This is a genomic window from Tessaracoccus palaemonis, assembly GCF_019316905.1.
In the GTDB taxonomy this organism is placed as follows: domain Bacteria; phylum Actinomycetota; class Actinomycetes; order Propionibacteriales; family Propionibacteriaceae; genus Arachnia; species Arachnia palaemonis.
In genome coordinates this window covers 1076253-1100574 of sequence record NZ_CP079216.1, presented here as the reverse complement: position 1 = coordinate 1100574, position 24322 = coordinate 1076253, and the positions used below count along the sequence as shown (strand labels likewise).

Here is a 24322-nt window from a genome sequence, read left to right as displayed (position 1 = left end):
TCAGTGTACGGGCGCCGCGGAAGGCTCCCTTCGACGGCCGTCAAATGTGAACACCGTGCCCGGGTCAGCGCTGTGCTGCGCCACGGCGACGGTGTGGGCGCCCGCCAGGGGCAGCCTCCGGCCGGCCGCGGCGTCCCAGCGGAGCGGCGGATCGATGGTCACGCTGCCGGCCGCGGTGGCACCTGGGCCAAGCGGGATCCGCACGATGCCCGCGAGCTCGCGCGGACCCGATCCCTCCGCCGAGACGTAGACCTGCGTCACGTGGCACGTCGGCCGGTCTCCCAGGTTGGTCGCGGTCACCGTGACGGTGAGCGAGTCGCCGTCGGCCCGGGCCGAGGCCGTGGCCTCCGTGCGCGAGTAGCCGAGCCCGAAGCCGAACGGGAAGGCGGCCCCCTCGGCCAGCACTGCAGGCGACCGGTAGCCGATGCCCCCGTCGCGCCGGTAGTCGAGGACCGTCGGCACCCCCTCGCCGGTCGGCCGGGCGCCCGGCAGCTGGTCCCGAGTGCGCGGGATGGTCAGGGGCAGGCGCCCCCCGGGCTCCCTGTCGCCCGAGAGGATGTCGGCAAGGGCGGGGCCGAACTGCTCGCCGGGGTACCAGACCTGGACGATGGCGGCCACGTCGTCCGCCCAGGGCATGAGGACGGCGCCGGGCGCGTTCACCACGACGACCGTGCGCGGGTTGGCGGCCGCGACGCGCGCGACGAGCCGGTCCTGGTCCCCGGGCAGCGCGAGGCCGTCGCGGTCCATGCCCTCGCCCGCGGCGGCGTTCACGACGACGACGGCCACGTCCGAGCCCGCCGCGAGCGCGACGGCCTCGTCGATCAGGCCGTCGGGCGGCTGCCAGCCGAGGCGCAGGGTCGGCGTGATGCCCATGGGCGGGATCTCGATGGCGGGGCCGTTGTCGTAGTCGATCTCGACATCGACCGGAACCCCCGCCGTCAGCCGCACGACAGCCTGCGCTGGGTAGAGGGGTCCATGGATGAAGCGCTCGGCCTCGCGGCAGGCGTCGATGACGACCTCGTCCCCGACCCGCAGCCGGGCGTGACCGCCGAAGGCGAGGCTGATCCGGTGCTCGCCGTCCACGGACGGGAGGAGCCGGGCCCGCCAGCGGCGGGGCCACCGCGTCGCGCCCGGCGGCAGCTGGTGGTCGATGCGTTCCAGGACCTCGTCCTCGACGGTGTCGCCGTCGGCGAACTCGACGAGGACGCCGGGGCCGGAGCCGTCGGGCAGCTGCCACGCGGAGGCGGGGACGACGGGCAGCGCAGCGTCGCCGAGCGATCCCTGGGCGGTGACCACCTCCGCGTCGAGGCGCGCCGTCAGCGCGTCGACCGGGGCGACGACCCGCTCCGTAGTCAGGGTCACGGAGGCAGCTCCCCCGCCGACGTACAGGGCGTCGCCAGCTGCGGGGCCGATAAGCGCGACCCGGCGGAGCGTCGGGCCGAGCGGCAGGACGCCGTCGTTGCGGAGCAGCACGCTGCCCGCGACGGCCACCTCGCGGGCCAGCGCGAGGTGGTCCGCCGACGAGGGCGGGCCGGGCTCGGGCAGCGGGTCGTCGACCAGGCCGGAGGCGATGAGCGCGTGCAGGAGGTGTCTCGTGAGGTCACGCAGCGTCTCCTCCGGGGCCTCGGCCACGAGGTCGGCCGTGCGCCCACCCGCGCCGCCGAGGGCCCCGAGGTCGAGGCCGGCCGCCAGCGCCCTGGCCGGGTCGCGGACGGCGAAGATGAAGTCGGGGCAGTAGAACCCTTCCCAGCCCCACAGCCGGCGCGGGATGTCGAGCAGGTCGGCGTCCTCACACACGTAGGCGCCCCCGACGCGGTTGTAGGAGCCCATCATGGACAGCGCGCCGGCCCGCACCGCGGCCTCGAAGGGCCTGAGGTAGACGTCGTGGAGCGTCGCGTCATCGACGATCACGTCCATGGAGTCGCCGCGCTCCGGCTCCCGCCCGAAGCCCGTGCGGCGCGCCTCGCCGTTGTACGCGACATAGTGCTTGACCTGAGCGACGATGTGCGCGGACTGGAGCCCGACGACGTGGGCCGCGCCGATGAGGCCCGACAGGAACGGGTCCTCGCCGAAGGCCTCACCGACGCGGCCGCCGACGGGGTCGCGGGCGAGGTCCACCGTCGGCCCGAGGACGACGGGGAACCCGGCGCGGCGCGCCTCGACGCCCACGGCCTGGCCGTACCGCTCCGCCAGGTCGGCGTCGAAGGACGCCGCGAGGGCGGTGCCGCAGGGGAAGGCGGTGGCGCCGTCGACGCCGCGCAGCCCCGTGCCCGAGTCGACGTAGTCCGGCGCGGGCAGCCCGCGCGCCTCCAGCGGCGCGAAGTCGCCGAGCGCGATCGCCTCCAGGTCGGCGCGCGACAGGTCCTTCAGCAGCGTCTCGATGCGCGGGTCAGGCGTGTGCATCGACGACCTCCGCGAGGCCGCGACGCTCGTTCAGACGCACCAGCTCGTCGGCCACGGCGCCTGCCACGGTGGGCGAGATGAGCGCGAACGCGGAGCGCAGCGACTGGTTGCCCTGCCACCGGGTGCGCAGCCGGAAGTCCTCGGCCACGACGGGATCGATGCCCTCGAAGGCCCCGATCACGGCCGCGTAGGCCTCCGGATCGTCCTGGATCTCGGCGAGCGAGGTGTCGATGTCGACCGCTGCCGGCACCGTCTCGTCGAGCGGCCAGGCGACGCGCCACTCGTGGCTGCCAGAGGCGACCTCGAACGGGTCCCGGCCCGGCAGCACGACGTCCGCGGTCGTGTTGGGCGGCACCTGGGCGGTCACCAGCAGGTCGTCGCCCTCGCGCCGCCACGCGACGCTGACGAGGCCGTACGGGCCGTCGAACGTGGACGACGCCGAGTCGAGGCCCGGCACGGGGGTCGGCTGGAGGCGCACCCGACGGTAGCCGGGCTCCGCGGGCGCGAGCCCGCCGACGACGCGCTGCAGCCAGTCGGCGATGGAGCCCAGCGCATAGTGGTTGAACGACGTCATCTCGCCGGGGTTGATGGAGCCGTCCGGCAGCATCGAGTCCCAGCGCTCCCAGATGGTGGTCGCGCCCATCTCCACGGAGTAGAGCCACGAGGGGCACTCGGTCTGCAGGAGCATGCGGCCGGCCTGCGCGATGTGGCCCGTGCCGCTCAGCGCGTCGGCGATGATCGGTGTGCCGACGAAGCCGGTGCCGATGTGGTAGCCGTCGCGGCGGACGAGGTCGGCAAGGCGGTCCCCCATCTGGGCGCGGAGCTCCCCGTCGACGAGCCCGAACTCGATGGCGAGTGCGTAGGCGGTCTGCGCGTCCGAGAGCAGCCGGCCGGCCGGCGTCACGTACTCCCGCTGCCAGGCCGCGCGCACCTCCTCGGCGACCGCCGCGTAGTGGGCGGCGTCGGCGTCCTTCCCCAGAAGCGCCGCGGCCCTGGCCAGCAGCGTCGTCGAGCGGTAGAGATAGCCGCTGGCCACCAGGTCGGGGTCGGCCTTGGCCTTGGCCGGGTCCTCCGGCGGGGCGTCGGGGTCCACCCAGTCGCCGAACTGGAAGCCGCCCTCCCACAGGCGCCGCTCCCCCGCGATGGCCAGCAGCTGCTCGACCCAGGCCTGCATGGACGGGTACTGCCGCTCCACGACGCCACGGTCCGCGAACCGCTCGTGCAGGACGCTCGGCACCACGGTCGCGGCGTCACCCCAGGCCGCGGCCGGGACGGTGCCCGAGCCCAGCACGTCGGGCACGATGAACGGCACGCCGCCCGCGGCTCGCTGCTCGAGCGCGAGGTCCTCCAGCCAGGAGGCCAGGAACGCGTCGCAGTCGAAGAGGAAGCTGGCGGTGGGGGCGAACACCTGGATGTCGCCGGTCCAGCCGAGGCGCTCGTCGCGCTGCGGGCAGTCGGTGGGCAGGTAGAGGAAGTTGCTGCGCATCCCCCAGACCACGTTCTCGTGCAGTCTGTTGACCCGGGAGTCGGAGCACTCGAACCAGCCGGTGCGGCGCAGGTCGGAGCCGACGACCTCCGCCACGATGTCGGCCGGGTCGAACTCGCCGGGCCAGCCGTTGACCTCCGCATAGCGGAAGCCGTGGAACGTGAACGTCGGCGCGTAGCTCTCCTCCCCGCCGCCGGCCAGCGTGTAGCGGTCGGTCGAGGTGGCGCGGCGCAGCGGCCTGACGCCGAGCTCTCCGTCCTCCAGGACCTCCGCATGACGGAGCGTCACCGTGTCGCCGGCGGCGCCGCGGACGGTGATCCGCAGCCGGCCGACGAGGTTCTGGCCGAAGTCGAGGATGGTCCGACCAGCGGGCGAGGTGATGACCTCCTGCACCGGGACGGTCCCGGTGACCCGCACGGCGGGCGACGTCCGCGGGCCGGGCGTCACGCCGGCGTCCCGGACGTCCGCGGGCCCCCAGTCGGTGGCCGTGCGGCGCGCGTCGTAGGTCTCCCCGACGTAGAGGCCTGCGGAAACGAGCGGGCCCGATCCGCTGGCCTGCCACGACCCGTCGGTGACGATCCACTCCGTGCTGCCGTCCGCGTATTCGAGCCTCAGCTGCCCGGCGACGCTCGGCTGGTCGCCGTAGAACGGCGCCGACTGCCCCTGGAACCCGAACTCCTCGCAGTACCAGCCGCCGGTCAGGGAGATGTCGAGGGAGTTCTCCCCCGCCTGGAGCAGGCTGGTGACGTCGGTCGTCTCGTGGACGAGGCGGAACTGGTATGGCGTCCAGCCGGGCTTGAGGATCTGGTCATCCACCACTGCCCCGTTGACGCGCGCCTGGTAGGCGCCGTGCGCGGTGGCGTACCAGGTGGCGTTGGTCAGGCCGTCCCGGACGGTGAAGCCCCGACGCAGTTGCGCTGGCTGCGCCTGCCTGACCGGGTCGGGCAGCGAGATGAACGACGCCTGCCACTCGTCGTCGCCCAGGAACGTCGCCCAGACGGGGGCGGGCGCGGTCCACGGCGACCAGCCCTCCTCTCCCCGGACCCGGACCCTCAGCTCGCCGCGCTGCCGGGGCGCCAGGGGCGCGAAGGGCCAGGCGACCAGCACCTGGTCGGGGCCGTCCAGGGTGACGGTCACGGTGCGGTCGCCGGTGGCGAACGAGACCTCGGCGGCCAGCTGGCGCCAGCCGTCGGGGGCCGTGGTCGTGACCCAGGAGATGCGCGGCGTCGGGTTCGCGGCGACGGCGGGGCCGTGTTCGAGGCGGGGGGAGGCGACTTCGATGTGTGGCATGGGTGTCTTTCCGGGCTCAGCCCTTGACGGCGCCGGCGGTCATGCCGGAGACGATCTGGCGCTGGAAGATGAGGTACATCACGAGCATCGGGATGGTGATGACGAGGATGTTGGTGAACAGGAGGTTGTAGGACGTGACGAACTGGCTCTGGAAGTTGAACAGCGTCAGCTGCACGGTGGCGTTCGCGTCCCCGGGGAGGAAGTAGAGAGGGTTCTGGAAGTCGTTGAAGACGAAGATCGACTGCACGACCACGATGGTGACGATCGTCGGCTTGAGCAGCGGAAGGATCACCCGGAAGAACAGCCTGAGCGGGCCGGCGCCGTCGACGATGGCCGCCTCGTCGATCTCCCTCGGGATGGTCGCGATGAACGCGCGCATCACCAGGATGGTGAACGACAGCCCGAAGGCGACCTCGATCAGGATGAGCCCGAACAGCGTCTTGAAGATGCCGAGCGACTGCATGACCCAGATGGTGGGCACGACGGCGGGCGGCACGATGAGGCCGGCGAGGATGGCGGCGTTGATGAGGCCGTTCAGCCTGCTCTTCCGGCGGTCGAGGACGTAGGCGACCATGGCGCCGAACACGACCATGAGCGCGACGGAGAACACCGTCAGCGTGAACGAGTTGATGAAGGCCACGATGAGCATGTAGTTGCGGGCCTGGAAGACGGCGACGATGTTCTCCCACAGGACGAACTCGGTCGGCCAGCTGAACTGCAGCCGTGCCGCCTCGGGTCCGGTCTTGGCGGACATCGTGAAGATGAACGCGAACGGCACGAGGAAGAACACCGTGGTGAAGAGGATGCCGCCGATGCCGATGCCCCAGCGGGCGGACTTGCGCATGGTGTTCACAGCGAGGTCTCCTTCGAGTTGAGCCAGCGGGACAGCGGGTAGACGATCGCCGTGACGACGAGGAAAAGGATGACGTTGCCCGCGGTGCTGAGCCCGTAGAAGCCGGCCTGGTACTGCTTGTAGATCACCGAGGCGATGACGTCGGAGCTGAAGCCGGGGCCGCCCTGCGTCGTGGACCAGATGAGGTCGAAGGACCGGAGCCCCCCGATCAGCGACAGCAGGATGACGGTGGAGGTCGCCGGGAAGGACAGCGGCAGGATGATGCTGCGGAACTGCTGCCACGCGCCCGCACCGTCGACGCGGGCGGCCTCGAAATACTCGTTCGGGATGGCGGCGATACCCGCGATGTAGATCAGCGTCGCCAGGCCGACGCCCTTCCAGACGTCGATGGCGGCGACCGAGAGGAGCGCGAGGTCGGGGTTGGTCAGCCAGCCGGGGCCGTCCGCCCCTGTGATGGCGGTCCAGACCTGGTTGACGACGCCGTTGAACGGGTCAAGCAGGACCTGGAAGGTGAGGCCGACGCCGACCGCGCTGACGAGCACGGGAAAGAAGGTCACGGAGCGCAGGTAGCCCCGCGCGATGATCGGGCCGGACAGGAGGACCGCCAGCAGCATGCCGAGGACGACCTTGGACGCCGAGGTGACCACGCCGTAGACCAGCGTGTTCTTCAGGGAACCGATGAGTCCCGGCTCGGCGAAGAACTGGATGAAGTTGTCGAAGCCGACGAAGGTCGAGTCGAACAGCGTCCAGCGGGTGAACGCGAAGTAGAACGACAGGAGCGTCGGGACGATGAAGAGGACGACGTAGACCAGGCCGCCGGGAATGTAGAACCACAGCGGGTAGGAGCGCTCGACGTGGCGGGCCACTGCCCTCGGCGCGGCTGTTTTCGGGCGCGCGGTTGCTTCGGAATGCATAGGGGACAACTCTCTGCGGAGGTGGGAGGAGGGAGGGCCGAGGGGGGCCGCGGTGCGGCGGCCCCCCTCGGTCACATCACCAGCCTTCGAGGCCCAGCTGCTGGGCCTGCTTCTTGACGTCCTCGTCGTAGCGGGCGGCGCCGTCGGCGGCCGTCGTGATGCCGGAGCCGACCTCGACGGTGATCTTCTCCAGGTTCGGGCCCTTGACCGCGGACAGGAACTCGAGAGCCGGGCTCACGTTGCCGTTGTCGTAGTAGGCCTGCATGTCGGTCACGGCGGCGGGGAGGCCGTCGGGCAGCGTGCAGCCCTTGACGGCGTAGGGGCCGGTCGGGTCCATGGCCGCGGTCTGCGCGTCGCAGGCCTCGGGGGTCGCGACCCAGGCGAGGAACTTCTTGGCCGCGTCGAGCTTGTCACCCGTCGTGGTGCTCGGGATGTACAGCGCCGCCGGGCTCCACGAGGTGAGTCCGTTGGTGGCGGCGTCGTCGCCGGGCTGGGCGAAGAAGCCGATGTTCTCCGCGGCGTCGTCGGCCAGCTCGAGGTAGGAGGTGATGGTGAAGGTTAGGCTCGGGTACTGGGCGCCCGTGCCGTCGACCAGCTGCTGCAGGCCCTGGGTGAGCTTCGCGGAGGCGAAGTCCTTGTTCAGGTAGCCGGCGTCGTAGACCTCCTGGAGGCGCTCGAAGCCCTTGATGGCGGGCTCGTCGACGTACTTCGCCTGGTTCGCGGTGTACTTCTCGGCCCAGTCGGGCTGTTCCGAGAGCACGTTGTGGAAGTCGGCCAGCACGAACAGCTGCGAGGTCCAGGTGTCGCCGTAGGTCTGGATGACGGGGTCGATGCCCGCCTCCTCGATCTTGGCGTTGTTGGCCATGAACTCGTCCCACGTCTTCGGGACGCTGAGGCCGAGGTCCGCGTAGACCTTCTTGTTGTAGTAGATGCCGCCGGCCATCAGCTGACCGAACGGGACGCCGTAGACCTGCTCGTCCGCCGTGACCGACGTGACGAAGGACTCGTCGAGGTTCGCGACGAAGTCCTGGTCGGTCAGGGAGACCATGTTCGTGGCCGGGTCGAGCGCCTGCATCAGGGAGCCCGAGTTGTACTGGAAGAGATCGGTCATCTCGCCGGTGGCCAGGCGGGTCTTGACGACGTTGTCGCCGTCGGTGCCCTCGGGACGGGTCTCGATCTTGACCTCGATCTCATCCTGCGAAGCGTTGAACCCGTCGGCGAGGGCCTGGCCCTGGGTCGTGGTCTGGGTCGAGCTGTCCATGAGGATCGTGAGGGTGGTCTTGCCCTCCGAGGAGGACTCGGTGGGATTGACCAGGGAGCCCGCGGAGCAGGCGCCGAGCGCGAGCGCTGAGATGGACGCCGCTGCGATGACCGCAGCCCGCCGAATGGGGTGATGGGACACTTTCGGATTCCTTTGGGATAATGGCGCCACCGCTTCGTGGTCGCCGTGTTTCTGTGGAAGGGATGCTGGTGATTCAGCGGTGCTTGGGGGCCGTGGTGGAGCCGCGGCCCTCAAGTTTCGGCACGATCACTTCGTGGACCGCGTCGCGGCGGCCCTCGATGCGCTCGAGCAGCAGTCGGGCAACCCGCTCGCCGAACTTCGCGGCGGACTGGTTGACGGTGGTCAGGGAAATCAGGGGATGCGAGCTGATGTCCGCATCGTCGTAGCCCACGACGGACAGGTCCGTCGAGTTGAGGCCACGCTCGGCAGCCGCCTGCAGCACGAACAGTGCGAGTTCGTCATGGCCGGCGAAGATGGCGGTCGGAGGGTTGTCGCTGTCGAGGAGCGCCCAGGTCGCCGCGCGCACGGCCTCGACATCCTGCCGCGCGTGCACCACCCGGGCCTGATCGCCGAGGCCGGCTGCGGCCATGGCGTCGAGGAACCCCTGCGCGCGGACGGCGTGCGGAGCCTGTGGCAGGTAGCCCTGATCCTCCCGGGGAATGGTCAGGTGCGCGATGTTGCGGTGACCGAGCGCGACGAGGTGCTCGACGACGAGCCGCGCACCGAGCGCGTCGTCGTTGACAACCGTGTCGTAGTTGAGCGCGGCGTCGTGCCGGCCGATCATGACCAGCGGCGTGCGAGAGGCGAAGTCCTCCAGCCAGTCCTGAGAGACCAGGGGCGAGAAGGCGACCAGCCCCGCGACGTGTCGGTCGGCGAGCCGCTGGATGGCCTCGTGGTGGGCCGCGCCGCGCTTCCCGACCGGGGCGAGGATCAGCTCGTAGGGCGTCCCTGTCAGCGCCGTCGTCATGTGGGACGTGACATCGAAGAAGAACAGGTTCGTGATGTTGGGCAGCTCGATGCCGAGCGTGTAGCTCGTCCCCCGCATCGCCCGGGCGGCGACGCTGGGTCGGTAGTCGAGCTCGGTGATGGCCGCCTGGACCTTGACGCGCATCGCGTCGCTGACGCCGTACGCGTTCCGGATCACCTTGGACACCGCCGCACGGGAGACGCCGGCGGCGCGGGCGACATCGTCGATCGTGACGGTGCTGCGTGATGAGCTCATGCCTGGCCTCCCTCAACGTTGAGTGTGTAGAACCATCTACGAAGGAGCGTAGATGGTTCTACGAAGCAGTGGCAAGAGCCCGCTTATAACGATTCAATAACGCCGAAGCGGGGCGTCGCCGCGGCGCCGGCAAGAAGGCTCCGGAGGGACGAAAGTGCGCGGCCAGGAGCATCGCTGCTAGACTGACCGACGGTTCTGCGGATGTAGCTCAATGGTAGAGCCCCAGTCTTCCAAACTGACCACGCGGGTTCGATTCCCGTCATCCGCTCGAAGGTGCATCTGCCCTGGTCAACAGCTGATTGACCAGGGCAGATTGCGTTCAACCAGCCCTCACGACTCCCCGTACCCCAGGGCCTCCCAGCCCGCATCGAGGATCCGGAACCCAGCCTCGATCATCGCCTCGGCGCCCGCACGCTCGGTGGCCAGCAGCTGCACCTGGAGGACGAAGCGCGAGAAGGCCCGGACGCCCTCATCAGGTTCCGGCAGGCCGACCTCGTCGGCTATCACCTCCGCCAGCGCATCCTCGTGACGCAACCACATCCGCGACGCGTAGTCCCGCAGCGCGGGCGTGGAGTCGACGAGTTCCATGAACCGGCGGCGGTTCTCCCCGTCGACGTCGTGCTCCAACTCCAGAAGCTCCCGCAGGTAGTACCTCCGGATCGCGCCGGGGATGCTGATGTCGGCCGCTCTCCCCCGCACCGCGTCGACCAGGCGGGCCCGCTGCTCGTCGTCCTCATCGAAGATCAGGGCCTCCTTCTGCGGGAAGTGCGCGAAGACCGTCGTCGGCGACACGTCCGCCCGTTCCGCGATCTCGCGGATGCTCACATCATCGAAGCCGCGCTCGACGAACATCAACGTCGCCGCGTCGGAGATCGCCTTGCGGGTCGCAGCCTTCTTCCGCTCGCGTCGGCCGGGGGTCGGAGTCACCTTCATGCCCCCACCTTAGCCAACCCGGTTCGAAAGTGGTTTGACTTTGAAACTGGTATCGCTACAGTTTCGGTATGACTTCACTCAATCAGCAGGGTCGGGACGGAAGGCGCGCCGACCGTCGTGCGTGGATCATGCTCATCGTCATCACGATGCTCACCACCGCGGGCATGACCGTCGTGCTGCCGATCCTCCCCTTCGTCGTCCTCCGCTACGTCCCCGACCAGTCGCACCTGGCCGTCTGGGTCGGGGTTCTGGAGACGGTCAACGCTCTGTGCGCGTTCCTCGTCGCACCCCTGCTCGGGCGGGTCTCCGACAGGTTCGGACGACGCCCTGTCATCGTCGTCGCCGGCTTCGGCGCGGCGATGGGCTACCTGCTGTTCGGCATCGGCGGCTCCATCTGGGTCCTCCTGCTCGGCCGGATCATCCAGGGCCTCACCGCCGGAGACCTGCCAGCCCTGTTCGCCTATCTCGCCGACATCACGCCCCCGGAACAGCGCGCCCGCCGCTTCGGGATTCTCGGCGCGCTGTCGGGTGTCGGGACGATGATCGGCCCGGCCGTCGGCGGACTCCTCGCGACGATCAGCATCGCACTTCCCGTCTTCGTCACCGCCGCCATCGCCGCGACCATCGCCCTGCTGAGCGTGTCCTGCTCCCCGAGAGCCTCGCCCGCGAGAACCGCACGGCGACCCTCCGGCTCACCGCCCTCCACCCGTTCCACGTCTTCCGCGAGGCCTTCGGCCGCGTCGAACTGCGCCGCCTGATGACCGCCCTGATCCTGGTGGGCATCCCGTTCGGGTTCTTCGTCAACAACTTCAGCGTGCTCGCCCTCGACGCCATCAGCTGGAACGCCACCCTCATCGGGCTGGTGACCACTGCCGTCGGCGTCGTCGACATCGTCATCCAGGGGGCACTCCTCGGCTTCCTCCTGCCGCGCCTCGGCGAGCGCGGCGTCATCATCAGCGGGGTGGTCACTCAGGCAGTGGGGCTCCTCGCGCTCGCGCTAGTCGCCTCGATCCTGGCCCAGCCGTGGCTGTTCGTGGTCGGCACGCTCGCTCTGGCCGCGGGGCAGGGGGCGGCCACCGCCACGATGGACGGCGTGCTCGCAAACTCGGTCGGCGACGACGAACAGGGCTGGCTGGCCGGCACGACGCAGTCGCTCAGCTCCGGCATCGGGATCGTCGCACCGCTGCTCGCCGGACTGCTGTACAGCCAACTCGGCCACGCCGCTCCGTATGCGCTCGGCTGCGCGCTGATGGTGGCCGCCGTCGCCGTCCTCAGCCGCGCGCCGTTCCCCGGAGGAGCCGCACTCAATGAGCGGGCTCAGGTCCAGTCCGTGTAAGCTACGAGGCGTCCGAGCGATTGCCGGACTGGCACAACGGGACGTAACCCGTAGTCAACGGGGCGTAGCGTAGTGGCTAGCGCGCCTGCTTTGGGAGCAGGAGACCGCAGGTTCGAGTCCTGTCGCCCCGACCATCGGTACCACCGGGCAACACGGCTAGTGTGTGGAGGTGCTGAGTCTCCATGTTCCGTCGCGGCACGAGTTCGCGATCCGGAGGTGCTGGATGCTCGATCCGGAGATGATGTCCTACAACGCTGGCTGGAGCGTTCGCTACGCAGGCTATGACCCGGCCTCCGGCTGTCTCGACTGGCCGGAGGAGGACTGGCCTGCGTTCGAGCAGAAGCTCGCCAGACCCGCAGCCGAGCAGGGCTACTTCTACGTCCTGGACGACGAGACCGACGAGTTCGTCGGCCACGTCCACTACGAGGTCGACGGCGATGGCGAAGCGCACATCGGCGTCAACGTGATTCCCCGCCGTCGCGGCGCCGGCCTCGGGTCACACTTCATGAGCCTTCTGCTCGACCGAGTCCGGAGGGACACAGACGCCACAGTCATTGTCAACGACTTCGAGGATGACCGCATGGCCGCTGCGCGACTCCATCGCAGGAGCGGCTTCGTTCCAGACGACAAGACCAGCAACGCGTTCGGACGACCCACGCGCGCCTGGCGGATCTCGGCGCCAGATCCCTTCCGGCGAGCTTGACGTTACACGTCCAAGCGTCACGCGCTGCGTCTCCGCAGCGGGAGGCGACGCAGGGTGGCATCCCCGTTCACAGTGCCCCGGGGCTAGTGGGGCGCCTGCACCCCCGGGTCTACGGTCACATGTGTGGATGCGGCCCAACTGGCGAGCAACTGAAGTGCGTGGTGGCTGGGGCTGCCGGGCTCCGTCGTGTAGACCGTCATGGCGATGCCGGGTTCACCAGCAAGGTCAAGGGTCTGGTAGACCAGTTGCAGGTCGCCGACGACCGGGTGACGGTAGTGCTTGGTTCCTGCGGTGTGGATGCGCACATTGTGGGCGCTCCAGCGGTCGCGGAACTCCTCACTGCGGGTGGAGAGCTCCCCGACGAGCTCATGGAGTTCTGGGTCGCGAGGATTGCGTCCCGCCTCGATGTGGAGCATGGCGACGGAGATGTCCGCGAAGTAGTCCCAGTCTGGATAGAACCGGCGGGCTGCGGGGTTGAGGAAGGTGAACCGGGAGAAGTTCGGCCGCCCGGTCGGATCGGCGTAGAGGTCGGAGTAGAGGGCGCGGCCTAGGTGGTTGGTCGCGAGCAGGTCGCCGCGCTGGTTACCGACGGCCGCAGGAGCATCGCGGATCGCATCCAGGGTCCACTGCAGAGCCTGGGAGGGCTGCCACGTGCGTGTCGTGCGACGCCGGGGACGGCTGTTGAGCAGGCTGGACCCGACGGCGGCCCGGGCGAGATCGAAAAGGTGTTCGCGTTCGGCGTCCTCGAGTTGGAGCGCTGAGGCGAGGGCCTCGAGCACTGCTGCCGAGACTCCTGCGAGGTCACCGCGTTCTAGTTTGGCGTAATACTCCACGCTGACCCCGGCGAGGTCTGCGACCTCACCACGCCGCAGACCCGGCACCCGACGGCTGCCGTGGGGGTGCAGGCCAGCCTGCTCGGGGGTGATCCGCGCGCGACGGGTGGTGAGGAAGTCCCGCACCTCTGCTCTGTTGTCGTCCACCCTCACCAATCTACGGTGACCGGGGTGCCGGTGGGATGCTCTGCCGGTACACCCCATGCCAGAGACTTCCTTGTTCCCGTCCCGCACGGTGACATGGTGCGCATGAACAGGACCGCCGCGTGGATCACTCTCGCCACCAACTGTCTGCTTGCACTGCCGGCGTGCAGTGCTCCGATGCCCGCGCAGTCCGTCGACCGGCCGACGGCAGTGAGCATGACAGGCACAGCGGCGGAACTGGAGCGGGGCAGCAGCGGCGCGGCCGCGGTCATCGATGACACACCCGCAGGACGTGCGTTTGCCGCCAGCCTGCCGCTGACTATCGATGTGGGTGACAGCTTCGGCCTCGCCCTTGTCGGCCCGCTGCCGTCGGCCCCATCGGTCAACGGCCTGGTCCGGTCAACCCAGTTCACGCTCGGGGAGATCGCGTATGCCCCTGACTCGGGCTCCCTCGCAGTGTTCTACGACGATCACGGCGCCAGCGTCGCCCCGCCGGGCGTGGTGCGGCTCGGTGTGGTGACCGACGGCCTGCATGCCGTCGCCACCGCGAGTGGCCCGGTCACCATCCGACTGGCTGGGTGAGGAACTTCCGGTCGGGACGGGCCGGGGAGAAGAGAAGGAGAATTCAACATGCAAGGTGTGGTCATGTACGGCCCCGGGGACGTGCGCGTAGAGAAGCGGGCGGATCCCCGCATCGAATCACCGACTGACGCCGTGGTCAGGCTCGCGGCGACGAGCGTGTGCGGGTCGGACCTGTGGCCCTACAGGGGCGTCGAATCAGCCGCCTGGCCGGTTCCCATGGGCCACGAGTACTGCGGGGTGGTGGAGGCCGTCGGCGCTGCCGTCACCTCGATCAGACCTGGCGACTTCGTGGTCGGGTCGTTCTTCGCCTCCGACGGTACGTGCGAAATCTGCCAAGAGGGCTACCATTCGGGCTGCGTTCATCGTGAGCCGGCGTGTCCCGGCGGCGCCCAGGCCGAGCTGCTGCGGGTTCCCCTCGCCGACGGCACCCTGGTCGCCACGCCCGGCGCCCCTGACGAGGACCTGATCCCATCGCTTCTTGCGGCTTCAGACGTACTCGGCACCGGGTGGTTCGCCGCTGTCGCCGGCGCCGCTGGCCCTGGTAAGACCGTAGCCGTGGTCGGGGACGGAGCAGTGGGGCTGCTCGGAGTCCTCGCGGCGAAGCATCTCGGGGCCGAACGCATCATTGCGATGAGTCGCCACACGGATCGACAGCAGCTTGCCATCGAGTTCGGCGCGACCGACATCGTGGCAGATCGGGGTGAGGACGGCGCCGCAAGGATCCTGGAGCTCACCGGCGGGTACGGCGCACATTCAGTGCTGGAATGCGTCGGAACCGCAGAGGCAATGCGGCAGGCCGTGCGGTCAACCCGACGGGGTGGTCACCTCGGCTTCGTCGGCGTCCCACACAGCGTCACCTTCGACGGCCTCGAGATGTTCTTCAGCCACATCCACCTCCACGGCGGCCCGGCACCAGTCCGGGCATATCTCCCGGATCTCATTCAGCGGATCTACACCCGCCAGATCAACCCAGGCTTGGTGTTCGACCTCCGCCTCCCGCTCAGCCATGCCGCCGAGGCCTATCGGGCGATGGACGAGCGGAAGGCCGTCAAGGCGCTACTCATGCCGTGACCAGGTCAGGCGTCCAGGCGTACCAGGTCGGCCGCGGCCTTGCGGTGACCGCCGGCCTCGTAGCCGACGACCACCACGAGCGGGGCGAGCGACGTGATCAGCAGAGTGACGCCGAGCCCGGCCCCCGACAGCGACACGACGACGGCGACCCCCACCACAACCACGGCACCGAGGAACATCAGCAGATGCAGGCCGTCGACGCGGCGCACGAGCGCGTCGTAGAGCACCGCCAGCATCACGACGAAGACGACGGTCGGGAGGGCGACCGTGAGCAGCGCGAAGGTGTCGTCGACGTGCGCCTCGCCCGAGATCCTCAGCGCCGCGACGTGCAGCCCCGCGCCGACGGCGGCGATGGCGCCGAACAGCGGGATGTGGAGGTACCCGAACGCGAAGGCCCGGTCGCGGTGCCGGTGCAGGATCCGGGCCCAAGGCACGATGAAGTAGGCCCACCACATCCCGAAGGCCAGCAGGGTACCCGCGGCTGCGACCGCGACCGCCTGCAGGCTCCAGCCGTGTTCCTCGACCGCGGCGGAGACGGCCGTGACCGTCCCGACGATCACCTCACCGAGCGTGATGATCACCAGCAGTGAGTACCGTTCTGCGATGTGGTGCGCGTGCCACGGGGTCCTCGCCCTCCCCTCCGCGATCCACGGCACCAGCAGCTCGCACACGACCAGACCCACCATGAGGAGCAGCGCCACCCAGATGGGCGGGTTCACGAAGATGACGACGACCCACCCGACCTGCACGATGCCGACCCCGGCCGCGTAGGTGAGGCAGGTGGTCCGGTGGTCGGGATCGTGCGCGGCGGCCCGGAGCCACAGCGCGACGGTGACCAGGCGCATCAGCACGTAAGGTTCGAGTCCTGTCGCCCCGACCACGCTCGGCTTTCGGGCGGAGGGAGTCCACTATGAGGAGTGGGGCGGCTCATCCTCCGGCGATTCTTCCTCCGGCACCTCTGGCGCGGGCGGGGCCGCGCGTCGTCGCCGGCGAACGGCTCGGACGACGAGGAGCACCGCGAGTCCGGCCAGCCAGACCGGTGCGCTGGCGATGATCACCGTGAGTGCCCCGGTCAGCACCGCTGCCGCGCCGCGGATGCCAGAGGTGATCGCATCGGCGAACCCCCACGACTCCCCCGCCGGGGTGACGATGTCGTCGGGCTCCACCAGCTCGACGGAGACGGTCGCCATGGCCGCCTGGCGCTCGAGATAGGTGATCTGGGCGTCGAGAGACTCGATCTCGCCGCGGACCCTGCCGAGCTCCTCCTCGATCGCGAGCATGTCATCGACGTCCTTGGCGGCGTCGAAGAACTCGCGTAGCCGCGTCTCCTGGGCCTTGAGGTTCGCCAGCCGCGCTGACATGTCGACGTGGTCCTGGGTGACGTCGTCGGTGGACTCGCTCTGGTATCTGATGGTGCCCAGCTCACCGACCTCGGCCACGAAGTCCTCGTAGGAGTCCGTCGGCACCCGCACCGTCACCCAGCCTCGCACCGCTGTGCCGTCGCCGACGATGGCGCCTGTCTCGTCGTAGTGATAGATCCACTCGTCGCCGGATGCCACCTGCATGCTGGAGACGGTGCCCTCATGGCTGCGCGTGATCTCACGGACCCGGTCGACGGCGTCGGCGGTGCTCGAGACCTCCAGCCTCATCGTCTTGGTCCGGATGATCATCGCACCGGACTCCTCGCCCCCCGAGTCGTCCGTGTCGTCAGCCGGCATGTTGAGCGCACCGTCGCGGGCCGGCTCGACCGCTGCCGAGTCTGACCCCGACCCGGCGCCGGAGCCGGAGCCGGAGCAGGCCACGAGGGCAAGGTAACCGAGGACGGCCAGCACGGCCGCCAACGCTCTCCGTATCGGTAGTGAACGCATCATCGCGACTCCTCGGGTCGGCACCAGGCTGCCTGGCTGGGTTCCTCACAGCCTACCCACAATGTTGCCCCTGGGGTTTCGTATCGCGGCTTGTCAGGCGTCCAGGCGTACCAGGTCGGCCGCGGCCTTGCGGTGCCCGCCGGCCTCGTACCCGACGACCACCACGAGCGGGGCGAGCGACGTGATCAGCAGCGTCACGCCCAGCCCGGCCCCGGCCAGCGACACGACGACTGCTACCCCCACCACAACCACAGCGCCGACGAACATCCGCAGATGCAGGCCGTCGACGCGGCGCACGAGCGCGTCGTAGAGCACCGCCAGCATCACGACGAACACGACGGTCGGGAGGGCGACCGTGAGCAGCGCGAAGGTGTCGTCTACGTGCGCCTCCCCGGAGATCCTCAGCGCCGCGACGTGCAGCCCCGCGCCGACGGCGGCGATGGCGCCGAACAGCGGGATGTGGAGGTACCCGAACGCGAAGGCCCGGTCGCGGTGCCGGTGCAGGATCCGGGCCCAAGGCACGATGAAGTAGGCCCACCACATCCCGAAGGCCAGCAGCGTTCCCGCGGCTGCGACCGCGACCGCCTGCAGGCTCCAGCCGTGTTCCTCGACCGCGGCGGAGACGGCCGTGACCGTCCCGACGATCACTTCGCCGAGCGTGATGATCACCAGGAGGGAGTAGCGCTCTGCGATGTGATGCGCGTGCCACGGGGTCCTCGCCCTCCCCTCCGCGATCCACGGCACCAGCAGCTCGCACACGACCAGACCCACCATGAGGAGCAGCGCCACCCAGATGGGCGGGTTCACGAAGATGACGACGACCCACCCGACCTGCACGATGCCGACCCCGGCCGCGTAGGTGAGGCAGGTGGTCCGGTGGTCGGGATCGTGCGCGGCGGCCCGGAGCCACAGCGCGACGGTGACCAGGCGCATCAGCACGTAGCCCGCGACCATCACGGAGTTGTCGACGTGTTCCCCCTCCTCCAGCGAGTGGAAGAACGGCGGCAGGCTGAGCGCGACGATGATGACGCCGATCATCTGGACGAACGTCGCTACCCGGAACGGGACGTCGTCCGTGTCGTAGGCCGACGAGAGCCACGAGAAGTTGATCCAGGCCCACGTGACGGCGAACACGGCGATGGAGAAGCCGATCAGCGCCGTCCAGACGTGGCCGAGCTCAAAGTAGTGCGCCGCCTGGGAGGCGGCCTGCGAGAAGGCGACGACGAAGGTCAGGTCGAACAGCAGCTCCAGCGGCGTGGCCGCGCGGTGCGCCTCGTGCGGGTCGCGACCGGACATTCGCTTCACGCGATGTGTCAGCTCCATGGCCCAGAACCTAGTGCACGCAGGGTTATCCACAGGATTCGTGCACCAGTTCTTTTTGTCGGTGGGGACGCCTAGCCTTGGAACATGGGGAAGCAGGAGATCGCGAGGGAGGCGGCCGAGGGGCTGCGCGCGTCCCTGCACGCCCGTCGGCAGGCGGACGCCAACCGGATCGGCTTCCTCTGCACGCTGGCCGAGGCCTATGAGGTCGAGTTCGACGAGGTGGTCGAGGCCCTCGCCTCGCAGCTGACGAGGTTCGGCGGTGCGGGGACGCCGCTGGTGTCCGAGTTCGTCGGGCTCGAGATCGGTCCGTTGCTCGGCTGTTCCGAGCACGCAGCCAACGGTCAGCTGGCGGATGCCCTCGATCTGAAGCACCGCCACCGCCCCCTGTACGACGCCGTGCAGGCCCTGGAGGTCGACGCGCACCGCGCCCTGGCGGTCGCGCACCGCTGCCACGCCCTCTCCGAGGAGTCGGCCGCGGAGGTGTCGCGCCGTTGGCTGCGACTCCAGCACCGCCTGACCTACTCAGGGTCGCTCAAGCTGGCGGAGCAGCTGATCATCGAGGTCGACGCCGAAGCCGCGGCCCGGGCAGAGGCCAAGGCCAGGGAGGGCCGCGGCGTGTGGCTGTGGCCGGCGCAGGACGGCGTCTCCGCTCTGTCCGGGAAGCTGGACTCCCTCGACGGCCTGTACTTCAGCGCGCAGCTCGACCGGATGGCGGAGCTGCTCGGGGAAGCCCACCCGGACCTGGATCGGGATCAGCTGCGGGCCAAGGCCGTCGGCGCACTCGCCCACCCGGCCTACGCGCTGAGACTCCTCCAGGGGGCGGCACAGCCCGCCCTGATCGACGAGGCGTCTTCCCACGAGACCCGTCTCCTGCCGACCGACGGCGCCAGCGTGCCCGCCGATAACCGGCTGCCTGCCGGCGCCGAGCCCACCCCCGAGGCGGACAAGGAGCAGGACGTGCCCGTGTGCCACGGAGAGCTGTGCGGCACCATCACGGTCGACCCGGCCGAGCTGCGGCCCCAGGTGGAGGTCGTCGTGCACATCAACGCCGACACGGTGGGCGGGCTCACCGGGGCCGCCCGCATCGAGCGGGCCGGGCACATCACCACTGCGCTGCTGGCCGAACTGCTCGGGGAGGGCATCGGCGGCGACGGTGTCGGGATCGCCGTACGCCCGGTCATCGACCTGCCCGAGCTGCCGCCCCAGGACGGCTACCGGCCCAGCCCGCGCATGCGCGAGGCCGTCCGGCTGGCCTTCCCCACCGAGATGTTCCCGTTCTCCGACCGCGACAGCCGTTCCCTCGACATCGACCACACCGTCACTTTCGAACACGGTGCCCACTGGACGAAGGGTCAGACGCGGATCGGAAACCTGTTCCCGGTGCGTCGCCGCGCCCACCGCGCCAAGACCGCCGGCTCGTGGAAGCTCTACCAGCCGTCGCCGGGTGTGGCGTACTGGATCAGCCCCCTCGGCTACCGCTACCGGGTCACCCTGTGGGGGACCGAGTCCGAGAACGGGCCCTGACCGGGCAGGTCGTTCGACTTCGCGGTCGGCGGCGTACCTACGCACCCACCGACAGCCAGGCCAGGTCAAGGGGATCCGGTCTGGTGGTCAGCATGCACATCAGCCGTCCCTCCGCGCCCTGGGCGCAGGCAGCCGCGTGCAGGCCGCGCTCCGTCTCCCCCAGGCCCGCCGCATACAACCGCGCGACGGCGACGTCGCGGCCACGCTCGCGGCGTCCGTCCGTGTGGATCCGCCCGTAGCTCAACCGGGCGAGGGCCTCGAGACCGCGCTGGCCGAAGTCCCCGATGGGCCACCCGCCCGTGAGCAGTTCCGCGGGCGCGAGACCATGCAGGGCGAGCAGGAGTGCGTCGTCCACTCCCCCACGCGACAGCACCTCCGCCGCTCCGCGCTGCGCCTGCTCCGTCAAGGGCAGGCCGACGTGGCTGGCGAGCAGGGCGGCGCACACCGACCAGGCCGTCGGCTCCTCCTCATAGCCGCCGAGGGCCCAGTCGATCCGATCGAGCACGCTGTCGCTGAAGGGTCCCTCGGCGATCGATCGGGCGGCGACGTACGCCCACACATCGTCGGAGCCCTGCTCGTCGACGAGCCGTCGGCGCAGCACGGCGAGGTCCTCGTAGGCGCCGACCTCCACGAGCGTGCGGCCGCCGGGGCCCCACACCTCCATGGCGGTCAGCCCCTCCGGCGGGTAGACCTCGAACTCGCCGTCGACGTCCTCTACGGTGCCGTCGCCGACCAGCTGCACGAGGCCGTCCGGGGCGCTGATCTCGACGGCGCGGCCAATGGGCACGTGCCGCACGAGCGGCAGCCACCCCGGCTCGGCCGGCACGTCCAGCAGACCGCCGGGGAACGCCTCATAGGTCCAGGCCGCGCTCATGGCCTGGCGCGGCCGGAGGCTCAGCTCCTCGTCCAGCGGGTAGGACATGCCCGGCTCGCCGCCGGGCGTCGAGATGCCGCGACGCTGAGTGAGCAGCCCCGGGCCGTGCTCCGATGGCAGGACGATCTCGGCAGTCGCCCCCGCGTGCCAGCTGATCGGCTCGTGCTGACCGCTGACCCACATCACGGGGCCGTGGACGGTGATGACGTCCTCGACGATGGACTCGACAGTCAGCTCGATGCGCACGCGACGCCCGGGACGGATCCGGACGCTGGCCCTTGCCCCGATCTCGTGCTCGACGTCGATGCCGACGCCGTCGGCCGACTCGCGGGGCGTCAGCCACCCCTGCCCGAACTCGATCCCGAGGCGCCGCAGCCTGCCCGAGCCGACGAGCTCGACGACGTCGGTGGTGATGCGCGAGTCGAAGACCTCGGGGGCGGCGCCGGACAGTTCGACAGTCATCAGCCCTCGTCCACCACGGTCTCCTGCGGGTGCGACTCCGGCACGACCGCCTGGATCACCGACCCGTCCGGGCGGCGGCCGCCGATGAGCGGGTGACTGCCCTGCAGCGACTGCAGCCGTCCACCCTGGCCGTGCAGTTCGACCGACACAGGCAGGTCGGCCCCCACGACGACGGCCTCACCGCGCACCGACACCTCGACAGGATCACCCTTCTCGAGCGTGAAGGTGATCCGCTCGGCCTCCAGCCGGACGCGGATGCGCGAGCCGCGGATGGCCAGCGGGAACGTCATGGACGGCCAGTCGTCGGGGAGCCGCGGATCGAAGGTGACCTCCCCGTTGTGGTCACGCATGCCGGCGAAGCCGTAGATCAGCGCATTCCACACACCACCCGTCGAGGCGATGTGGACTCCGTCGCGGGCGTTGGAGTGCAGGTCGGCGAGGTCCACGTAGAGCCCGGACAGGAAGTACTGCACGGCCATGTCGTGATACCCGACCTCGGCCGCCATCACCGACTGGACGACGCCGGACAGCGTCGAGTCGCCCGTCGTGATCGGGTCGTAGTACTCGAAGTCGGCCTTCTTCTCCTCGCGGGTGAACTGGTCTCCCTGCAGGAACAGGGCCAGCACGACGTCGGCCTGCTTCAGCACCTGGAACCGGTAGATCACCAGCGGGTGGTAGTTGAGCAGCAGCGGACGCTTGTCGTCGGGCGTGTTCTCGAGGTCCCACAGCTCGGAGGTGAGGAACTTCTCGTCCTGGGGGTGGATGCCGAACGTCTCGTCGAACAGCACCACCATGCTCTCGGCGCACTGCTCCCACTCCTCGATCTCGTCCTCGGTGAGCAGCAGCGAGTGGCAGACCCGTTCGTAGGCTGAGGGGTCGGCGACCTGCATCTCCCGCATCAGCATCGCGGCGCTGCGGAGGTTTGCGCGCGCCATCACGTTGGTGAACATGTTGTTGTTGACCACGGCGGTGTACTCGTCGGGGCCGGTGACGCCGTGGATGTGGAACGACCTTGAGCCGTCCTTGTCCGAGCGCCAGAATCCCAGATCCGCCCACAGCCTGGCGGTCTCCACCATCACCGGAGCGCCGTCGCGGTACATGAACCCCTCGTCGCCGGTGAGGTCGCGGTACTTCGCGAAGGCGAACGCGACGTCGGCATCGATGTGGTACTGCGCGGTGCCGGCCGCGTAGTACGCGGACGCCTCCTCGCCGTTGATGGTGCGCCACGGGAACAGCGCGCCCCGCTGTGACATCACCTGAGCGCGTTCCCGGGCCTGCGGCAGCAGGCCGACGCGGAACCGCAACACGTTGCGTGCCACGCGAGGGGACGTGTAGATCAGGAAGGGCACCAGGTAGATCTCGGTGTCCCAGAAGTAGTGGCCCTCGTAGCCGGAGCCGCTCAGCCCCTTGGCGGGGATGCCGAGCTGGTCGCTGCGGGCGGTCGCCTGCGCGAGCTGGAACAGGCACCACCGGACGGCCTGCTGGATGGCGGGCTGGCCCTCGATCTCCACGTCGCTCTCGCGCCAGAACTCGTCGAGCCACTGCTGCTGCTGGATGTAGAAGTGCTCGAAGCCGTGCTCCTGCACGCGGTCGAGCGTGCGGCGGCAGCGGTCGTTGAGCTCGTTGCAGGGGACGCCGCGCGACGTGTGGTAGGCCACGGCCTTGCTCACTGTGATGGGGACACCCTCGCGCGCGTTAACGCGGAAGACCACCTTGCCGAGGTCGTCCTCGACGGAGCTGACGGTCTCGAACTCGTTGTCGGTGTCGATGTAGTGGTCGGCACCGACGGCCAGCGTCATGCCGGAGCGCGCGACCTGGTACCCCATGACGGTGCGCTTCCCGTGCTGCCACTTCATCTGCGGGATCAGCACCCGCTCGGCCAGCTTGCCGGCGGCGCGCCGCGGGTCCCAGCCCTCGACGGAGCTGTCGGGGCGCCGGTAGTCGGTGTACCCGTCCTGCCGGTTGACGATCTGCGACGCGATGACGACGGGCGCGTCGCCCTCGAGGAGCGTGACCTCGATCTGCATCAGCGCGAGGTGACGGTCGGTAAAGGAGACCATGCGCGACGTGCGGATCTGGACGCGCTTGCCGGCCGGGGTGCGCCAGACGATGTCGCGGGTGAGCCTGCCCTCGCGGAAGTCGAGGGCCCGCTCGTAGGAGTCGAGGTCGGCGACGTTGATGATGAGCGGCTCGTCGTCGACGTAGACCTTCATCAGCTTGGTGTCGGGGACATGCACGATGGTCTGCCCGGTGTGGGCGAAGCCGAAGGCCTCCTCGGCGTGCTTGATGGGCCACGTCTCGTGGAAGCCGTTGATGAACGTGCCGTGCGCGTAGCTGGTGCGGCCCTCCTCCGGGTTGCCGCGCATGCCGAGATAGCCGTTACCGACCGAGAACAGCGTCTCCGTGGTGCCGACGTCGCCCTCGATCGGCTCGATCTCGACGAGGCGCCACTCGTCGGCCGGGAACCGGAGGCGGTCCATCGGGTCGGACGAGACCTCGCGGATCATCGCACCAGCTCCCCGAGATCGGCGACCACGATGTCGGCACCCGCATCGAGCAGCTCCTGCCTGCCGACGCCGCGGTCGACGCCGACGACGTGGGCGAAGCCGCCGGCGGCGCCGGCGGCGACGCCGGAGACGGCGTCCTCGACGACGATGGCGTCATCGGGGTCGACGCCGAACAGCTGGGCCGCGCGGAGATAGGTGTCCGGGGCGGGCTTGCCGGCGATGTTCTCCGCGTGCGCGACGTTCCCGTCGACGATCACGGGGAAGAAGTCAGTCAGGTCCGCCGCCTCGAGCACAGCGGGGGCGTTCTTCGACGACGAGACGACGGCCATCGGCACCGCGTCCGCGGCGAGCTGCTCGACCAGCGCCAGCGAGCCGGGGTACGGCGCGATGCCGTCGCGCTCGAGCACCGCGTTGAAGGCGTCGTTCTTGCGGTTACCCAGCCCGCAGACCGTCTCGAGCTCCGGTGCGTCCTCCGGCGTGCCGAGCGGGAGTTCGATCCCGCGGGAGGCGAGGAAGTCGCGGACCCCGTCGTAGCGGGGCTTGCCGTCGACGTACCGGAAGTAGTCCTCGTCCGTGTAGTCGGCCTCGACCCCCCTGGAGGCGAGGAAGGCGTTGAACATGTCGCTCCACGCCTGCATGTGCACCTCGGCCGTGGGTGTCAGCACGCCGTCGAGATCGAACAGCACGGCACCGTATTCACGCATTTCCATGA

General features: G+C 69.7%; 20 protein-coding genes and 2 tRNA genes. 8 read left to right on the top strand and 14 right to left on the bottom strand.

Annotated elements, in window-relative coordinates:
* The 6 genes from KDB89_RS04880 to KDB89_RS04855 form a co-directional block, all read right to left on the bottom strand.
* Nucleotides 1-2403: a glycoside hydrolase family 3 C-terminal domain-containing protein gene (locus tag KDB89_RS04880; protein ID WP_219083733.1), complete on the bottom strand. Its 2403-nt coding sequence runs from the start codon at nucleotides 2401-2403 to the stop codon at nucleotides 1-3.
* On the bottom strand, nucleotides 2390-5179 hold the full coding sequence (locus KDB89_RS04875; protein WP_219083732.1) for an alpha-L-rhamnosidase: 2790 nt from the start codon (nucleotides 5177-5179) through the stop codon (nucleotides 2390-2392). The genes KDB89_RS04880 and KDB89_RS04875 overlap by 14 nt, the downstream gene beginning before the upstream one ends.
* Nucleotides 5180-5195: 16 nt before the next feature.
* Nucleotides 5196-6023, bottom strand: a complete 828-nt coding sequence (locus KDB89_RS04870) for a carbohydrate ABC transporter permease (protein ID WP_219084202.1) — start codon at nucleotides 6021-6023, stop codon at nucleotides 5196-5198.
* A 5-nt stretch (nucleotides 6024-6028) separates the two neighbouring features.
* Nucleotides 6029-6946: a carbohydrate ABC transporter permease gene (locus tag KDB89_RS04865; protein ID WP_219083731.1), complete on the bottom strand. Its 918-nt coding sequence runs from the start codon at nucleotides 6944-6946 to the stop codon at nucleotides 6029-6031.
* A 76-nt stretch (nucleotides 6947-7022) separates the two neighbouring features.
* Nucleotides 7023-8348 carry an ABC transporter substrate-binding protein gene (locus KDB89_RS04860; RefSeq protein WP_255556217.1) on the bottom strand — a complete coding sequence of 442 codons (1326 nt, stop codon included), beginning with the start codon at nucleotides 8346-8348 and terminating at the stop codon, nucleotides 7023-7025.
* Between the two features lie 73 nt (nucleotides 8349-8421).
* A complete protein-coding gene (locus KDB89_RS04855; RefSeq protein ID WP_219083730.1) occupies nucleotides 8422-9450 on the bottom strand; it encodes a LacI family DNA-binding transcriptional regulator in 1029 nt (342 codons plus the stop codon).
* A gap of 197 nt (nucleotides 9451-9647) precedes the next feature.
* Here KDB89_RS04855 and KDB89_RS04850 point away from each other — a divergent pair.
* Nucleotides 9648-9718: transfer RNA gene (locus KDB89_RS04850), tRNA-Gly, on the top strand.
* 62 nt (nucleotides 9719-9780) lie between these two features.
* Here the strand turns inward: KDB89_RS04850 and KDB89_RS04845 are convergent.
* Nucleotides 9781-10383, bottom strand: a complete 603-nt coding sequence (locus tag KDB89_RS04845; protein ID WP_219083729.1) for a TetR/AcrR family transcriptional regulator — start codon at nucleotides 10381-10383, stop codon at nucleotides 9781-9783.
* A gap of 68 nt (nucleotides 10384-10451) precedes the next feature.
* Between KDB89_RS04845 and KDB89_RS04840 the strand changes: the two genes are divergently transcribed.
* The 4 genes from KDB89_RS04840 (at nucleotide 10452) to KDB89_RS04825 (ending at nucleotide 12422) form a co-directional block, all read left to right on the top strand.
* Nucleotides 10452-11141, top strand: coding sequence for an MFS transporter (locus KDB89_RS04840; protein WP_219083728.1), 690 nt, complete (start codon nucleotides 10452-10454; stop codon nucleotides 11139-11141).
* On the top strand, nucleotides 11027-11719 hold the full coding sequence (locus KDB89_RS04835; protein WP_369408094.1) for an MFS transporter: 693 nt from the start codon (nucleotides 11027-11029) through the stop codon (nucleotides 11717-11719). Before KDB89_RS04840 ends, KDB89_RS04835 begins: the two co-directional genes overlap by 115 nt.
* Before the next feature lie 58 nt (nucleotides 11720-11777).
* A tRNA-Pro gene (locus KDB89_RS04830) sits at nucleotides 11778-11853 on the top strand.
* 89 nt (nucleotides 11854-11942) lie between these two features.
* Complete coding sequence (locus KDB89_RS04825) at nucleotides 11943-12422, top strand: GNAT family N-acetyltransferase (protein ID WP_219083726.1); 480 nt, start codon at nucleotides 11943-11945, stop codon at nucleotides 12420-12422.
* Nucleotides 12423-12505: 83 nt separating this feature from the next.
* On the opposite strand, the gene KDB89_RS04820 is transcribed toward KDB89_RS04825, so the two are convergent.
* Entirely contained in the window at nucleotides 12506-13402 is an 897-nt protein-coding gene (locus KDB89_RS04820) for a helix-turn-helix transcriptional regulator (protein WP_255556216.1), read from the bottom strand.
* A 102-nt stretch (nucleotides 13403-13504) separates the two neighbouring features.
* On the opposite strand from KDB89_RS04820, the gene KDB89_RS04815 reads away from it, so the two are divergent.
* Both KDB89_RS04815 and KDB89_RS04810 read left to right on the top strand, forming a co-directional pair.
* Nucleotides 13505-13981: a cyclophilin-like fold protein gene (locus KDB89_RS04815; protein WP_219083724.1), complete on the top strand. Its 477-nt coding sequence runs from the start codon at nucleotides 13505-13507 to the stop codon at nucleotides 13979-13981.
* A gap of 48 nt (nucleotides 13982-14029) precedes the next feature.
* The gene (locus KDB89_RS04810; protein WP_219083723.1) at nucleotides 14030-15052 is read left to right on the top strand and encodes a zinc-dependent alcohol dehydrogenase family protein; all 1023 of its coding nucleotides are present in this window, start codon (nucleotides 14030-14032) and stop codon (nucleotides 15050-15052) included.
* A gap of 5 nt (nucleotides 15053-15057) precedes the next feature.
* Here the strand turns inward: KDB89_RS04810 and KDB89_RS04805 are convergent, their stop codons facing one another.
* The 3 genes from KDB89_RS04805 to KDB89_RS04795 form a co-directional block, all read right to left on the bottom strand.
* Nucleotides 15058-15897, bottom strand: a complete 840-nt coding sequence (locus tag KDB89_RS04805) for a low temperature requirement protein A (protein WP_255556406.1) — start codon at nucleotides 15895-15897, stop codon at nucleotides 15058-15060.
* A 63-nt stretch (nucleotides 15898-15960) separates the two neighbouring features.
* Nucleotides 15961-16920, bottom strand: coding sequence for a DUF4349 domain-containing protein (locus KDB89_RS04800; protein ID WP_219083721.1), 960 nt, complete (start codon nucleotides 16918-16920; stop codon nucleotides 15961-15963).
* A gap of 93 nt (nucleotides 16921-17013) precedes the next feature.
* Entirely contained in the window at nucleotides 17014-18243 is a 1230-nt protein-coding gene (locus tag KDB89_RS04795; RefSeq protein ID WP_219083720.1) for a low temperature requirement protein A, read from the bottom strand.
* Between the two features lie 84 nt (nucleotides 18244-18327).
* On the opposite strand from KDB89_RS04795, the gene KDB89_RS04790 reads away from it, so the two are divergent.
* Complete coding sequence (locus tag KDB89_RS04790) at nucleotides 18328-19767, top strand: DUF222 domain-containing protein (RefSeq protein WP_219083719.1); 1440 nt, start codon at nucleotides 18328-18330, stop codon at nucleotides 19765-19767.
* Nucleotides 19768-19804: 37 nt separating this feature from the next.
* Here KDB89_RS04790 and KDB89_RS04785 read toward each other — a convergent pair whose 3' ends face one another.
* Genes KDB89_RS04785 through KDB89_RS04775 form a run of 3 tightly spaced genes read right to left on the bottom strand, consistent with a single transcriptional unit; the run spans nucleotide 19805 to nucleotide 24320 of the window.
* Entirely contained in the window at nucleotides 19805-21103 is a 1299-nt protein-coding gene (locus KDB89_RS04785) for a hypothetical protein (protein WP_219083718.1), read from the bottom strand.
* On the bottom strand, nucleotides 21103-23607 hold the full coding sequence (locus KDB89_RS04780) for a glycoside hydrolase family 65 protein (protein WP_439654880.1): 2505 nt from the start codon (nucleotides 23605-23607) through the stop codon (nucleotides 21103-21105). Before KDB89_RS04780 ends, KDB89_RS04785 begins: the two co-directional genes overlap by 1 nt.
* The gene (locus KDB89_RS04775; protein ID WP_219083716.1) at nucleotides 23607-24320 is read right to left on the bottom strand and encodes an HAD family hydrolase; all 714 of its coding nucleotides are present in this window, start codon (nucleotides 24318-24320) and stop codon (nucleotides 23607-23609) included. The genes KDB89_RS04780 and KDB89_RS04775 overlap by 1 nt, the downstream gene beginning before the upstream one ends.
* Nucleotides 24321-24322 lie beyond the last annotated feature (2 nt).